General features: G+C 45.9%; 4 protein-coding genes. 1 reads left to right on the forward strand and 3 read right to left on the reverse strand.

All coding sequences use genetic code 11. From position 1 onward, the window contains the following. The coding region (locus R7Q38_RS11150; RefSeq protein WP_318114224.1) for a DUF5801 repeats-in-toxin domain-containing protein at nt 1-12,741 on the forward strand (12,741 nt) is incomplete at its 5' end. 184 nt (nt 12,742-12,925) lie between these two features. On the opposite strand, the gene R7Q38_RS11155 is transcribed toward R7Q38_RS11150, so the two are convergent. The 3 genes from R7Q38_RS11155 to yccS form a co-directional block, all read right to left on the reverse strand. Then, on the reverse strand, nt 12,926-13,228 hold the full coding sequence (locus R7Q38_RS11155; RefSeq protein ID WP_213874266.1) for a hypothetical protein: 303 nt from the start codon (nt 13,226-13,228) through the stop codon (nt 12,926-12,928). Nucleotides 13,229-13,308: 80 nt separating this feature from the next. Further along, a complete protein-coding gene (locus R7Q38_RS11160; RefSeq protein ID WP_005376575.1) occupies nt 13,309-13,539 on the reverse strand; it encodes a hypothetical protein in 231 nt (76 codons plus the stop codon). 189 nt (nt 13,540-13,728) lie between these two features. Beyond that, entirely contained in the window at nt 13,729-15,882 is a 2,154-nt protein-coding gene (gene yccS / locus R7Q38_RS11165) for a YccS family putative transporter (protein WP_005376573.1), read from the reverse strand. Nucleotides 15,883-16,204: the final 322 nt, after the last annotated feature.

Below are 16,204 nucleotides of genomic sequence, written 5' to 3' on the forward strand. Positions count from 1 at the left end.
CAAGGCTCTGACCGAGTGGTGAGCTACCAACTCGATGCTTCAGCAACACCAGTGGACGGTTTAACATCGCAAGGCGCTGCTGTCACACTGACAGAAACCGCAAATGGTGATGGTAGTTTCACTTATGAAGCGACTGCGGGTGGAAACCCAGTATTTACTCTGACAGTAGATACTGATGGCTCTTACAACTTCACACTTGAAGGGCCAATTGATCACGCTGTTGATAGTGATGAGCTGACACTGAACTTCCCAATTATCGCAACCGACTTTGATGGCGACACCGTTACTGAAACCATTCCAGTCACGATTGTTGATGATGTACCGACCATTACAGCGGTGGATGCGTTGAGTGTCGATGAAGACGATCTTAGCGGTGTGGGCTCAGACCCAGGCGGCGATCTGTTCGTTGAAGGCGCGTTTACGACCACACAAGGCTCTGACCGAGTGGTGAGCTACCAACTGGATTCAACAGCAGATCCTGTTGCGGGGCTGACATCTCAAGGTGAGGCGATTACCTTGGTGGAAACCGCGAATGGTGACGGCAGTTTTACCTATGTGGCCACCGCTGACGGCAATCCTGTCTTCACGTTGAATGTCGCAACAGATGGTACGTACGACTTTACGCTGCAAGGCCCGATTGACCATGCCGCCAACAGCGATAGCCTGACGATTGATTTCCCAATTATTGCCACCGACTTTGATGGTGATACGACTTCGGCGACCATTCCAGTCACGATCACGGATGATGCGCCAATCATCGATAATGTTGTGCCTCTGGCTGTTGATGAAGATGATTTATCAGGCATTGGCTCAGACCAAACTGACGCTGTGTTTGTTGAAGGCGTGTTCACTACTACTCAAGGCTCAGACCGAGTGGTGAGCTACCAACTTGATTCAACTTCTGATCCTGTTTCGGGATTAACCTCCCAAGGTGAGCCTGTTACTTTGGTAGAGACTGCGAATGTCGATGGCAGCTTTACTTACGTGGCTACCGCGGATGGCAATCCTGTCTTCACCATGAACGTGAATGCTGATGGCACATACAACTTCCGTCTGGAAGGGCCGGTCGATCACGCGTTAAACAGCGATGAATTAGTACTGAACTTCCCAATCATTGCAACAGATTTTGATGGCGATACGACGACCGCGACCATTCCCGTCACGATTACTGATGACGTTCCAACCATTGACAACGTTGTTCCACTAACAGTAGACGAAGATGATCTCGCCTCAATTGGCTCAGACCAAAACGATGATGCGTTTATGTCGGGGTCTTTCAGCACAACTGAAGGCTCAGACAGCGTTGTTAAATACCAGCTTGATGCAACGGCAGATCCAGTAGCAGGGTTGACCTCTCATGGTGAGCCTGTCGTGCTTGCAGAGACAGCAAATGGTGATGGCAGCTTTACTTACACTGCCACAGCAAATGGCAATGACGTATTTGAATTGGTGGTGAAGCCAGACGGCAGCTACACCTTTACTTTGCAGGGTCCACTAGACCATGCGGTGAATAGCGACAGCCTGCAAATCGACTTCCCGATTATCGCAACAGACTTTGATGGCGATACGTCGAAAGAAACACTGCCTGTTACCATCGTTGACGATAAACCAACCATCACTGACGTAGACGCGATCCGTGTGGATGAAGATGACTTAGCGACGATTGGCTCTGACGGCGCAGATCCAATTTCAATCGATGGCAACTTCACTACAACGCAAGGCTCTGATGGGGTAGTAAGCTACCAATTGGATGCGGCTGCAACGCCAGTTGATGGCCTAACATCACAAGGTGTGGCAGTGACCCTGACTGAAACTGCAAACGGTGATGGTAGCTACACTTATGAAGCGACAGCAGGAACTGAAGCAGTATTTACGCTGACCGTTAATACGGATGGTTCATACAACTTTACGCTGCAAGGTCCAATCGACCATGCGACGGGTAGTGATGAGCTGACACTGAACTTCCCAATCATCGCAACGGATTTTGATGGTGATACCACCACAGAAACGATCCCAGTCACCATTGTGGATGATAAGCCGACCATTACCGATGTCGATGCAATTACCGTTGATGAAGATGATTTAGGTACGATTGGCTCAGATCAGACTGACCCGATTTCAATCGATGGCAACTTCACTACCACACAAGGCTCGGACCGAGTGGTAAGTTATCAGCTTGACGCGTCTGCAACACCAGTGGCTGGCCTTACATCACAAGGCGTGGCAGTCACACTGACGGAAACCGCAAACGGTGATGGCAGCTTTACTTACGAGGCGACAGCGGGTACTGAAGCGGTCTTTACTCTGATAGTGAATACTGATGGTAGTTACAACTTCACGCTTGAAGGTCCAATCGACCACGCAGTAGATAGTGATGAGTTGACACTGAACTTCCCAATCATCGCAACAGACTTTGATGGCGATACCTCTGCTGAGACAATTCCTGTCAAGATCGTTGATGACAAGCCGACACTTGGTGGAATCGAAGCAACAAGTGTGCAAACGGTTGATGAGGATGATATCCCAACAGTCGGATCTGATGGTACACAGTCGAACAGCATTGCCGGTAACTTCATCGCGACTGATGGTTCTGATGGCATTGTCGAGTACAGCGTTTCTGACCTAACGACGCCAGTACAAGGCCTGACCTCTGGTGGTCAATCTCTGGTTATGGTTGAAGTATCAAACGCAGGTGGCGTTTCAGTTTACGAAGCTCGTATTGATGGCACGACGACACCAGTATTCCGTGTAACCCTCGATGCCTCTGATGACAGCTACACGTTCGATTTGCTCGCTCCTCTAGATCATCCAAATGCTGATGGCCAAAATGAACTAATCATCAATTTGCCGATAAACGCGACGGACTTTGATGGAGATGTGTCGAACAACATCACCTTACCAATTACGGTTGTGGATGATGTTCCGACCATTGATGGTTTGCTAGCAGGCAGCGAACAAACCGTTGATGAAGATGACCTACCAGCAGGTACGGATGCTGCAAGTGCAGAAGATACTGTTATTTCAGGTACTTTTGATATCACCGAAGGTGCTGACCAAGTTGCTTCTATTCAGCTGAGTGACCTGACCACGCCTGTTGCGTCACTGACTTCAGATGGTGAAGCTATCACCTTAGTTCTGTCTTCTAGCGCAAACGGCGTGAACGTATACCAAGGTGTCGCTGGCAATCCTACTGAAGTGGTGTTCGAACTGACGTTGGATGCAACGAACAACACCTACGAGTTCGATTTACAGAAGCCGCTTGATCATCCAGATGGTAATCAGCAAAACGAGATTGTTATTAACCTCCCTGTGACGGCGACAGATAATGATGGTGATACTTCACCAGCCTTCACATTGCCAATTACCGTTGTGGACGATGTTCCAGTTGTTACCAATATTGAAAGTCTACGTGTCGACGAAGATGACTTACCTCTTGGTTCTGGTGGCACTAAAGAGCCGTTAACGGTATCAGGTGAATTCGAAGTCACTAGCGCAGATGGTATTGATGCTTTCGAATTGGATCTGAGCTCAAATCCTATCCCGAATCTGAAATCGGGTGGAGAAGAGGTAACACTTTCTCAAGACGTTGGTGCTTCAACTGCTGACGCGCTTGTTTACGTGGGACAAACTCCGGGTGGAGTGACTGTCTTCACGTTGACACTTCATCAAGATGGTAAATACGACTTTGAGTTATCTGGTCAGTTAGATCACGCGGTTAACTCTGATGAGATTTTGTTGAATCTACCTGTGAAGATCACGGATGGCGACAACGATATCATCACTGCGACCTTGCCAGTGACCATCGTAGATGACAAGCCAACCATTGATGCTATTAGCTCTGGTAGTACCTTGTCTGTGGATGAGGATGATATTCCAAGCCAAGGTTCGGACGACACGCCAGAATCCAATATCATTGGTGGCAACTTTGACGTTACTGATGGTGCCGACTCTATCGTTAGCTTCCAGTTGGATAGCTTAACGTCGCCTGTTTCTGGACTTACCTCAGGTAGTCAACCGCTTGAGTTGGTTGAGTTTTCAAATTCAAACGGTGTGATTGAGTACCGAGCTTATGTACAAGGTACGACGGACACCGTCTTTAAACTGACGCTAAATGGTTCAGCAGACAGTTATGAATTTGAACTGTTGGGTGCACTTGATCATCCTGCGGGTAACGATGAAAACTCGTTGGTCATTAACTTCCCAGTCAACGCGACTGATTTTGATGGCGATGTGTCCAATAACATCACCTTGCCGATCACCGTGGTGGACGATGTTCCAGCGATTGTGAAAGTGACAGACTCTAGCCAACAAACCGTTGATGAAGATGATCTTGCCGGTGGATCTGACACGACAAGTAATGATTCTACGGTATTGAACGGCGGATTTGAGGTCGTTGCTGGTGCAGACAAGATTGTCAGCTACCAAGTTTCAGACCTCGATGCAGTCGTGTCTGGCTTAACGTCGAACGGCAGCAGCATCGAGTTGAATCTAGTAGGCACGAATGGTGGAGTAACCAGTTACGAAGCGGTTATTACTGGCACATCAACTAAGATCTTCACGCTGTCTCTTGATGCGAATAATGACAGCTACCAATTTGAGCTGTTGGGACCAATCGACCATGACGCTGTTCAAGGTGAAAACAACCTTGTCATTGATATTCCAATTACAGTAACAGACTTTGATGGTGACACGTCATCATCACTGAATCTTCCAATTACCGTAGTTGATGACATTCCCGAAATTAAATCAGCAGATGCTTTGGCTGTTGATGAGGATGACCTTGCCAACGGCTCTCAGGCAACCAACAAAGACAGCCTAGAAGCGACGGGCAATTTCGATACGGTGGAAGGGGCAGATACCGTTGTCTCTTATCAGCTGGATCTTACTTCTAACCCGATATCAGGAGTCACTTCAGGTGGTCTTGCGGTGACGTTAGTTCAAACCGCGGTAAGCAACAACAACTTTACTTATCAAGGTCAAACACCTGATGGTAACTCAGTATTCACGCTAGTTTTGAACGCTGACGGCTCTTACAAGTTTACGCTTGAGGGTGCGCTAGATCACTCAACTCAAGGCGAAGATACACTCATACTTGATCTCCCAGTCTTTGCGACCGATGTCGATGGCGATACGGCCGGTATTAACTTACCAGTGACGATTACCGATGATGTTCCAACCTTGCACGATGCATCTATTTCGCGTGTTGAGGGACAAGGCAGCCGCACGGTTCGTTTATTCCGAGACCCTGTAGAGGGGGATGATGACCTTGGTGCTGACGGCGCACAAGTGACTTCATTCTCGGCTGATGATTCAGGCATTTACTTTAAGCAAAACGGTGTTGATTCTGATTCTGTCGATTTGAACGGCAGCGACCAAGTCGTATTTGTTCACAAGGTTCTTGACGGAGTGGATACTGAAATCGGTCGTTTGGTTGTTCGAACCGATGGCAGTGTGTCATTCCGTCCGAATGACGATCTTGACCATACCGAAACCGACTCGATTGATTTCACCATCAACGTTGTTGCAACCGATGGTGATGGCGATATCGCAGATGCCGATGTGGATATCTCGATAAGAGACCGCAATGCGCAAATTGACACGTCTACCGTTACTGCGTTCGAAGACCAAGGGCGTGATGGTGTCGTTGTGGGCGTTGACTCTGCAAATACTCAGGACAACTTGTCGACGCTGGATGTTAGCCCTGCGAAAGTCGACCTGGTTATCAATTTACATGATATCGACCGTAACGAGAGCTTAGGTGACATCACTATTCGAGATGCTGATACTCACAACGGTACGTTCTACTACAGAGACGGCAGTGGCAACTACATTGAATTAACATCTGTGGGCAATACGGTTGTTCTCGACGCATCAAATGTTGAGCAGTCATTCAATGGTGAGCTTGTCTCGTTAGATAACTTGTACTTCGTACCAGATCGTCATACATCAACCGATGCTTCTGGTATCGATCCTCGTATCCGCGTGGAAATTCTTAACAATGGTACGCCAGATCATACGATTAATGGTCGTTTAGACATTGAAGTTGCTGCCGTCGCAGATATTGCAACGTGGACGGCAAGCAGCGAATTTAACTACTCGGTTGATGAAGATGGAAACAATGTCGCACTTAACATCACGGCTGAAACCCAAGACACTAGTAACCCTGAAGGCATTGTGTACGAGCTTGTCTTTACACAAGGAGAAGGTAATGCAGAGTTAGTCTATTCAGATGGTAGTGCGATACCAAAATCCGGTGGTGTTTATCTGGTGGATGCAAGCCGAATTGATGAAGTTCAAGTTGATCCGATAGATAACTTCTCGGGCGAAATCAGAATTGATGTCACCGCTATTACGACGGAAAACAACAATCCACTGCTTGGGAAAGATACCGCTCGCTCAGAAACCGAAACCATCATTATTGATGTAAACCCAGTTGCGGATAAAAGTAGTTTTACTGTAAACCGAATTAATGTGTTTGAGGATAATGCTCGAACTCAAAATACGGTAGACCCTGTCACTGATCACGACCCACTCCAATTAAGTGAAGTGATCACCATGAAACCATCAGCGGACTTAGATGGTTCTGAAGCGTTATTTGTGCGCATTTCTAACTTCTCAATTGATGGGGTTACTTTGGTGTGGCTGGACTCAGCAAACCCAAGTCAGATAGTAGAAGTGACCGATTCAGGCGGCAATGTACTTTATTACGAAGTGCCAGAGTCTGAATTAGCGAACGTCGAAGTTCTTCCTCCGTTGCACAGCAATGATGACTTTACTTTCAATGTCGAAGGCATTGTGAAAGACACAGCATCATTGTCTACCGGTACGACAGAAGATGTGTTGTCACTGGGCAGTAAGACCGTCATCGTTGGTGTAAAAGGTGTTGCTGACATACCAGACACGGTATTAATTGACGCGGGGAACGTTTGGAACCGATTCGTAGACGGAGATGTGGCCGGGATAGAGACGACTATCGAAGAGAATGGTGTTGTAAACCTTAACTTCTCGGTTGTATCTGGTGAAGTTGCCGATAGACCACAGGATGATTCAGAAGCCATTACTGTTATCCTGTCCAACATCCCCGACGGTGTTCGTGTCGTAGATTCAGACGGTTCAAGCGTTGACCTCACCTTTGTTGGCTATGATGGTAACGGTCAACCGATTTACGAAGCAAACATCACTGGGCTGAATTTTAATTCCGGTATTCAAATTATTCCGGAAGCCTCTTCAACTGAAAACATTGCGATTACAGGGACGATCATTGTTACCGAGAATGATGGTCATAGTCGTGTGATTGAAAGAGAGGTAAGGATCAAGGTCGAACCCGTTATTGACGCTCAAGATAACTACGTTGTTCGATCGGAGGGAGATGAAGATACGCGCTTTGACATCGATTGGAAACCGACGCTCGTACAAAGCCCTGATACCGATGAATTCTTTAGTGATGTAACCATCTCTGGATTTCCTCCAGGCAGCACGGTCTATGTAGATGGTGTGGCACAAACGCTTGTTTCTGGAACACTAACGCTTTCACCGCAAGCCGGTGAATCAGAGCAAGATTTTTCCGCTAAAATCTCTCAAAGTGGCTATGTTCAAGTTCAGTTGGAACAGGACTCAAGTACTGACTTTGACTTGACCACAACCGTCACTGTGAAAGAGATTGACCATGAATATGTTGACGCTTTGAATCCCGGTGAAGGTATCGCTGAGAAAACCATCAATGGTACGGTGAATGTCCAAGTTAATCCAATCGTTGAGCCAGAGGATAAGACGGGGGCAATAGACGACCAAACCCGTCTGCTTGTCACTGAAAGTGGTGGTGGTGCTACCGATATCGTGAAGTCAGATGATCAAGGTAACATTGACTTTACGATCAACACTTCTATGGGGGGCGAATCTGGCGCTCATATCATTAAATACCAAGAGTTTGATGCGTCTTCAGATGAAGTGGTGACTCAACTTGTTGTTCAATTTCACAATGTGGACCCTGAGATCCTCAACCAATTGGTTATCGTCGGTGCACTAAATGAAGGTGGAGGTCGTTGGACAGTAACTAATGAAGACAACTTCTCAATTAAAGCGCCGTCTGGACTTGATTTAACACCAAACGATGACAGTGACGATGGCGATAACGGTGGTCTCTCTCAAATTGGCTTAACCATTTACGCAGAAGTGAATGATTTGGGCGAAGATTTGGGCAACGAAAAAGATGCGACGGTCATGCGCCAAACGGATGTGACACTTGAATTTCCTACCGTTCTCACACCGCAAATGAGTGTAGCGGCAGAGATTCAGGTGGCTGATGATGTCCAAATTCAAGCGTTGGAAGATAATTCTATCAACCTTGGTGCTCAGTTAACGTCGAAAGTTGATGCGATTAATGCAGATGGCGTGGAGGATGTCTTGACTATTATCGTCGATCCTTCAGCTCCTGGTATTCCTCCTGGCTTGGTGATCACGGGGACGGATATCGACTTTGTCAATGGTAAATACGTGTTCCAAGCCCATATCGATGCGAGTGGAAATATTACTGGCCTTGATGGTTTGACGATGCACTTGGCAGAAGATTACGCAGGTGATTTCGAATTACCAATTCGGTTCGTCACTAAAGACACTGAGTCCGGTGATGAAAAAGAAAATAATGTTCAGTTTCCAGTTCAGGTTTTACCGGTTGCAGACGTTCCGAGTTCAGCCGGGGATCAGCCGTTGGATAGCGATGTCACACCAAATGTAAGAGTAGATATCGTCGGTACTTTCGGCTTGGATGCAAACAAACAACCTGTGACTGATCTAAATAACGACGTTCCCACGGCGGATGGTGTTGGTTACGAAGATGGCTTAATCCAACTTAACTTGAGTGTTGATTTTGCCGATCAATTTAACAACACTCAAGGTGGTCGAGAAACACTAACGAACATCAAGTTAGAGCTTGATGACACAACATTAGGTGAGTTTGTTGATGCCAATGGTAACAGCTTAGGAACCAGTATTGAGTTTAATGAAGCTGAGATTTTAGCTGGTGCGCTTGACAATGTTCTGTTTAAGCCAAAAGAAAATTACCCCGTAGGTGGTGGCCAAAATACCGTCAAGATTAATATCGAGGGAGAAATTACTGATGAAGCTGTGTTTGATCAGTCTATCTTGAATAACTCTGGCGATAATATAGATGTAAGAACCTTCACTGACGATGTCACATTTGAAGTTACGCCAGTCGTTGATGACATTACCATTACAGGTGCCGATCCGACGCAGCCAATCACGGTGATTGGTGACGAAGATACTTTAATTTCGCTGAATCAATCGGGCTCTGGTGTTTCGATCAGCCTGAACGATAATGACGGTTCTGAGAGTTTCGTTTCACTCAAGTTAACGGGACTTCCTGATGACTTTATCGTTAAATCCAATTCCTCTGATTATGTTGTTAAGAACAACGGTGGGGGCGAATGGAGTATTCAACTAAAAGATCTCACTCAGACGTCCATTGACCTGAGTGACATCCAAATTAAACCGCCAAAACACTTTAGTGGCGAGGCTGAGATAGGTATTACGGTCTTCATTCAAGAGGAGTTGCTACAAGTTCCAACGGAACGAAACAACAACTTTACGCTGATTGTTAATCCTATTGGTGATGATGTTGATGTGAATCCCGATACTTCGGCTGCAGGTAATGAGGGCGAAGACATTGTTATTAATGTAAATGCGTTAGTGGTTGATAACAAAGAGTCCATCGGAGATGGTGCGAACTACCAGGAAAATGATCCAGAGACGCTGAGAGTTGAGGTCTCCAATGTCCCTGATGGGGCGAGTGTTTCATTACCTGATGGGGCCGTGTTTACTGACCAAGGCGGCGGCATTTTTGTCTTAGAAATCAATGCTCAAGACTTGGATCAAGTGGTGTTTAATTCTGGGGATCGCAACGATAACTCATGGGATGGTTCGCTGCATTTCAAAGTGCAAGCCGTTGATACTGGGCTCGATGGCAGTCAAAGCTTGGGCTCCGCAGAGGAGTTTGATGTCACTGTTGATGTTGAAGCAGTGAACGATCGTCCAGAGTTCGTCAACACCGTGGATGTGGAAACACCAGAAGATACGCCATTGCTGCTTGATGGTTTCAGCATTACCGATATTGATGCTGTACTCGATGATCCGAATGCTGAATACGTACTCAATGTGAACGTCGACAGCGGTATCTTGAAGCTTAATCCAACGCTCATCACTACTTACAACCTAACCGTGAGCGGTGATGGTACGGGCTCCGTTGAACTGAAAGGCACAGTGGCCGATCTAAACAATGCCATTGCAGACGGTCTGATTGAGTTTAATCCAGACCTGAACTTCTTTGGTGACGTTCAGGTGGACGTGACAGTCGATGACCAAGGTAATGAAGGTATCGTAATTGGTGGGGTAGATGACACCCTAAATACCAACAGCAGCAGCTTCAATATTGAAGTGACAGCGGTGAATGATACCCCAGAAACTACGCCAGTGACGCTACCGGATATTGAAGAAGACAGTGGTGTGTTCTCCATCTCTGAAGCGGACCTTATTGCGAATGCGACAGACGTAGAGAACGATAATCTCACGGTTAGCAATGTTCAGTTAACGGATCCGAATTCGGGCAGCATTACTTTCAACAGTGGCACGGGAGAGTGGGAATTTACCCCAGCACCAGATTACAACGGTCCAGTTGAAATCACGTACACCATTACAGATGATGGCACGACAAATGGTGCGTCCGATCCTAAATCGGTTAACGGCAGCGCATCGTTCAACGTAACGGAAGTCAATGATGCTCCAACGACGTCTGAAGTGACACTTTCTGATATCGCAGAAGACAGTACGGCGGTTGATATTACCCAAGCTGATTTGTTGGCGAATGCGTCTGATATTGAAAACGACCCCTTGATGGTGAGCAATGTCCAGTTGGTTGATCCAAGCAGCGGCACATTGGATTTCGACAACGTAACAGGTACATGGTCATTTACTCCTGCGCCTGGCTACAACGGCAAGGTCGATCTGACCTACGACATTACCGACAACGGTACAACGAACGGTGTTTCAGATCCTCAAACGGTGTCAGGAACGGCGACCTTCGAAGTCACTGAGGTGAACGATGCACCGGTAACATCAGAGGTAACGGTGAGTAGTACCGAAGAAGATGGTGGTTCGGTAACTATTACGGCTACTGAGTTGCTGAGCAACGCAAGTGATCCTGAGTCAGACAACTTGACCGTCGATAATGTTGCGTTAGTGGACCCAGCTTCCGGCACGCTGACTCAAGTGAGTGCGACAGAGTGGACGTTTGAACCCGCAGCAGATTTCTTTGGTGACGTTAATTTCACTTATGAAATCACAGATGACGGAACCACTAACGGCGCTCCAGACCCAATTACAATCGCGGGCACAGCAGTGTTGAATGTTGAAGCGACCAATGACGCACCTGAAATCACTGCAGCATCGGTAACGGATACGATCAACGAAGCCGATGGCCAGAAAATAACGGGTATTAGTGTAAGTGACATCGACTTCACTGGTGCGCAGGCGAATGAAATCATGACGGTGACTCTTACAGTTACCGAGGGCGACCTTCGTGTCGAGCCGCCAGCAGGTAGTGGTGTGACTGTTGGGGCGGGGATGGCTGGTGAAATAACCCTAATGGGCACACCAGATAATATTAACTCCGTTCTTGGAGCAACAGACGCTTCTGAGGGTGTATTTGTGGATGCAGGAGATGTCAACGCAGCTTCAATCACTTTATCGGTGAAAGTCGAAGACAACGGTGTGTACTTCGAAAATGCATCGGGTTCCGCATTGGAGGCGAATCAAGATTTCACTATCAATGTGACACCTGTAGCTGATGCACCTACATTGAGTATCAATCCTCAGTTTAATTACATTCGTCAAATTGCGGCTAGCCAAACCGCGAGCAGTCAAGGTTTAGCGATTGTCGGAATCATGGCGGCGCTTACTGATATTGACGAGGTGCTGTCTTTGGAGCTAACGGGCGTACCAGCTAGTGCTGAGGTAACAAGTGGCGTTTCTCCATCAGGTATTAGCTTCGATGGTACCACTTGGACAGTACCAAGCGATGAAATTGATACGCTAGAAATTGTCGCAACAGATACTAACAGTGGTATTGATGTCGGTTCTTACGATATTTCGCTTACGGCGATATCAACGGAATCTAATGGCGATGAAGCGCAGTCTTCACCTGTCCAAATTAGTTTGGATGTGAGTAGTGATAGCGACGATATTGACCAGTCAACCGCAGTGGACGACAGCTATTTAGTCGGTGGAGACACAGGTATCAACTTGATTGGTGGCGACGGTGACGACGTTATTCTGGGTGGCGATGGCGATGACGTGCTTATCGGTGGCTTAGGTTCAGATATCTTAACGGGTGGAGACGGCAGCGATATCTTCAAGTGGACGGTAGACTCCGTTGATGAAGGGGCAGTGGATACCATTACTGACTTCACTGTTAACGAAGACAGTATCGATTTACGTGAAGTTATCTCTGATCTCAATAACTCAATGATCGACATGGATGATCTGCTTGGTCACATTTCGGCAGACTACGATGCATCGACGGAAAGTGTTTCTCTGAACATTACGACGGATGCAAATGTTCAACAGACTATTGTCGTGGAAAACTTAGGTACTTCAATCGACTTCAACGGTCTCAGCTCCAACGAGATTGTAGAGTCATTGCTCAACAACGGTGTTATTGATAACGGATAAACCTGTATACAACACAAAAATGGGCGGCTCTGATAAGCCGCCCATTTTTTTCGGGAACGCTTGATTTTAAACAGGAGATATTTGAATCGAAATAGAAAGCAAGAACGAAGCAAAGGGGGTATCTTGTTACGACGTTATAGTGATAGTTGGAAATTAAAATAGCGATAATTTGACGTTAAATCGCCTAAACGTGGATGTCTAGCAAGCTGCCAATGATTTCATTGTTTTTCTCTATGACAGACGCGCCAACTCGGTTATAACCAGCGGCTTGTGCGAGGTTGATGAGAGATTCAACTTTTTGAGAGGGAAGGCTAGGTGTTGAGGCTGTTATTGCGACATCCGCAACCGCAGCTAAATCGATGCTGTGATCAGAAAGCTCTTCTTTTACCTTACTTACATTATTGCTAATGCCATGTGCAGCTTTCTCGGCCATTTGTTGTGACATCTGAACGATGTGGTGTCCAGATTGAATTCCCGATACAGGCATATCACTACTCCCAACATTATGATAGTGAGAGCATAGGTGGAGTTTATAAAACGTTCAAGTGTTTTATATCAATGACTTGATTAGGCAAACAGTTTGGCAAGCATTTCTCTTTCTTCACCAGATAGAACCGGTTTTTGCGCTTTATTTAGTTTCACGCTGATCTCACCTTGTAATGACTTTAACTGACTTGCCGTTAAATCACTGAGCTTTTGTTTAAGTTCATTAAATTGTTGTGCGTTCATCTCAATACCTTCGTCGTGATTCGGTTTATCCGTCGTTGCCCGAAATTCTTCATCCTTTGGATACAACATATTTATTCAACCAAAATAGATTAGAATTTGATCGATTGCTTTTTGTCCGAATATTGTCAAGGTGTGTTAAGTGATACGTCAGATTTTTCCTAAGAAGGTACATAATTACCCACTTTGGGGTAGATGGAAGCGTAAAAAGAAAAAGGGAAGCGATATAGCGCTTCCCTCTTACATATGGTTTGAATGTTACTAACTTACCCTGACGGCAAACTTACTAGCAAGTGAATGAAGCTCTGGGAGCATGCGATAGATAAGATGAAGTTGCTGCAATACCATGCGGGCAGAGCTGTCGTCTTCATCGCGCCATTCATTTAAGCGTTGCTCGAGTCCAGCATCATCAATATTAGATAGGTCACACTCCTCACAATGCTGGTGAAGCTGTTTATGAAGTACATCCAGATGCTGATGAATACAACGGTGAGCATCTAAAACGAGTTTATGAATTGACTCATCTTCGATGCGAGTTCTGTGCGCGCCTAATGCAGAAATATAGTTCAACATTGCGTGATTTAACGTTAGGAAGCGAAAACTTTCATCAACAGCTGCGCGATATTTGCCAGGCTCCGCCAGCATCGTACTAATCGCAGAAGAGAGTGAGGCATCATTATTATGGGCCTGGCGGCGAGCGATACGGTAGCTCAAATTGTCTTTCTTGCCGATTCTATACTGACCAATGATCTGATCGAGATACTGCTTGTTCGCCTCTATCGCATCCGACATAACTTTGTGAAGCCTTCTCGACTGCCAGTCGGGCAAAATAACTAATACAGCTCCTACTGCAAGCACACACCCGATGAGGGTATCTGCTAGTCGAGGAAGGACAACTGCGTAACCTTCACCTAGTTGATTAAATAAGAAGAGGACGAGCAGTGTAATAAAACCAGTCGCGTACCCATAGTTGTTCATCCGGAAGGCGAAAAACATCACACCAGAGATAACGATAAATACTAACTGGCTTTCTTGAGAAGGGAAAAAAGTCAGCAGTGGTACACCAATCAACAAACCAGCTAATGTACCTATTACTCGCGCCGTCAATTTTTGGCGAGTGGCACTGTAGTTCGGTTGGCATACGAATAAAGTGGTTAAGAGTATCCAGTAACCTCGGTCGATGTTGAATATTTGAATGATTCCATAGCCAATCGTTAAGGCAATTGACATACGTAATGCATGCCGAAACAGCATCGAATCTTTGTGTAAATTTGCTGATATACGCTGCCACATCGCCTTTAGCGTGTGTGGGTTGGTATCGGCGAGGGTATCTTCTTCGAGGCCTTCAACATCTGGGTTGTTAATGTTATTAAGTTGTTTTTCTACCGTCGCTAAGTTATTGAATAAATATGTTAACTGCATCAGCAGACGTTTCCAGTGCCCTTGCTTTTGTTCTTCTAGATAAGCAAGAGAGTTTTGTACTTCAGCTAATGCCAGAATAGATTGATCGGTATGGGAGTATTCATTTCCTAGCTGAATGGCTAGTGCAATATCACGACACGCTTGGGCTTGAGACTCCAAAAGATATTTAAAACGAAACAGCACATCAGAACGTTCAAATTCGGTCGCTAAATCCTGATAGCGGTAATGGCTAGAACTGACGCGTTCGTGAATGTCTTGAGCGATGAAATAAATATTTAAAAATCGGTCACTAGGCCCATCAATGTGACCCCGTTTCGATCGGTTAAGTAATGTGGTTTTACAAGCGTTTAGTGCCGTAACCGTGGCAGCATTGCATTTTGCAGCTTCAATCCGTAGTGGTTGTGGCGTCAAGTTGGTCACAGGATGAAAAAGCTTGGCTTTCGCATCAAGATAATTCGCCATTTGGAAGAACACATTGGCTAGGCTTTGTTGCACAGGTTGAAGGGGCCAAAATATCTGCCAAATCATGGACATGAAGTAATACCAGGCGGCACCAGTTAAAAGCAGTAGTGGCTGAAACCAAATGTTGGTGCTTTCATGTGCGCCAAGCATAGTATAAATAGCGATCAGCAACGAACCAAAAGCAATACTCGCGTACTTAGGACCTATCGCCCCAAGAATGATGAAGCCGAAGGTTGAGATAAATAATCCCAACGCAAAAGCCCAAGGGGTATCGAACAAGATTTCAATTGAAAAAGCAGCAAGCGCAAAACAGAGAAAGGTGAGAATCAGAGCCTTGATGCGTCCAGTGAAACTGTCATCACTTTCAGCCAAAGCAGCAGCTATAACGCCTAATATTAATGGCGTTATCAGCGTGTTTTGCTCGAAGTACCAAGTTGGGATAACCACACCCAGTAAGGTAATGAGGATAAGAACGCTGTAATTTATCGTCTTGTTTGCCCAATATAGCCGAAATTTAGAAGTTGCTTGCACAATGCGCCTTATGTTTCCGATGAAGAACAGGGGGAATACTACCAGACCCACTATAGCGCGTTTATGATTTACTTTAAGAAAAATTCGTGGTTGCTGATAAAATCAGCAGGGATGTCATTGACTTATATTAAAGCTGCCAGGTCATGTATTGAGGATTGTAAAGCCAGCTTCAAATAACCTCAGCTTTAGGTTATTAAATCGACAGTAATGTGAATTTTATTAAAGAATAGAAGAAGAAGCTTACTTAGGAGCTCGCCGTTGCTACAATTTAGCGCCTTAAAATGATATAAATCGACAACTTCTAAACTAAAAGGCGCACGTT

This window comes from Vibrio sp. Vb0598 (assembly GCF_033338935.1).
Classification (GTDB): Bacteria; Pseudomonadota; Gammaproteobacteria; order Enterobacterales; family Vibrionaceae; genus Vibrio; species Vibrio alginolyticus.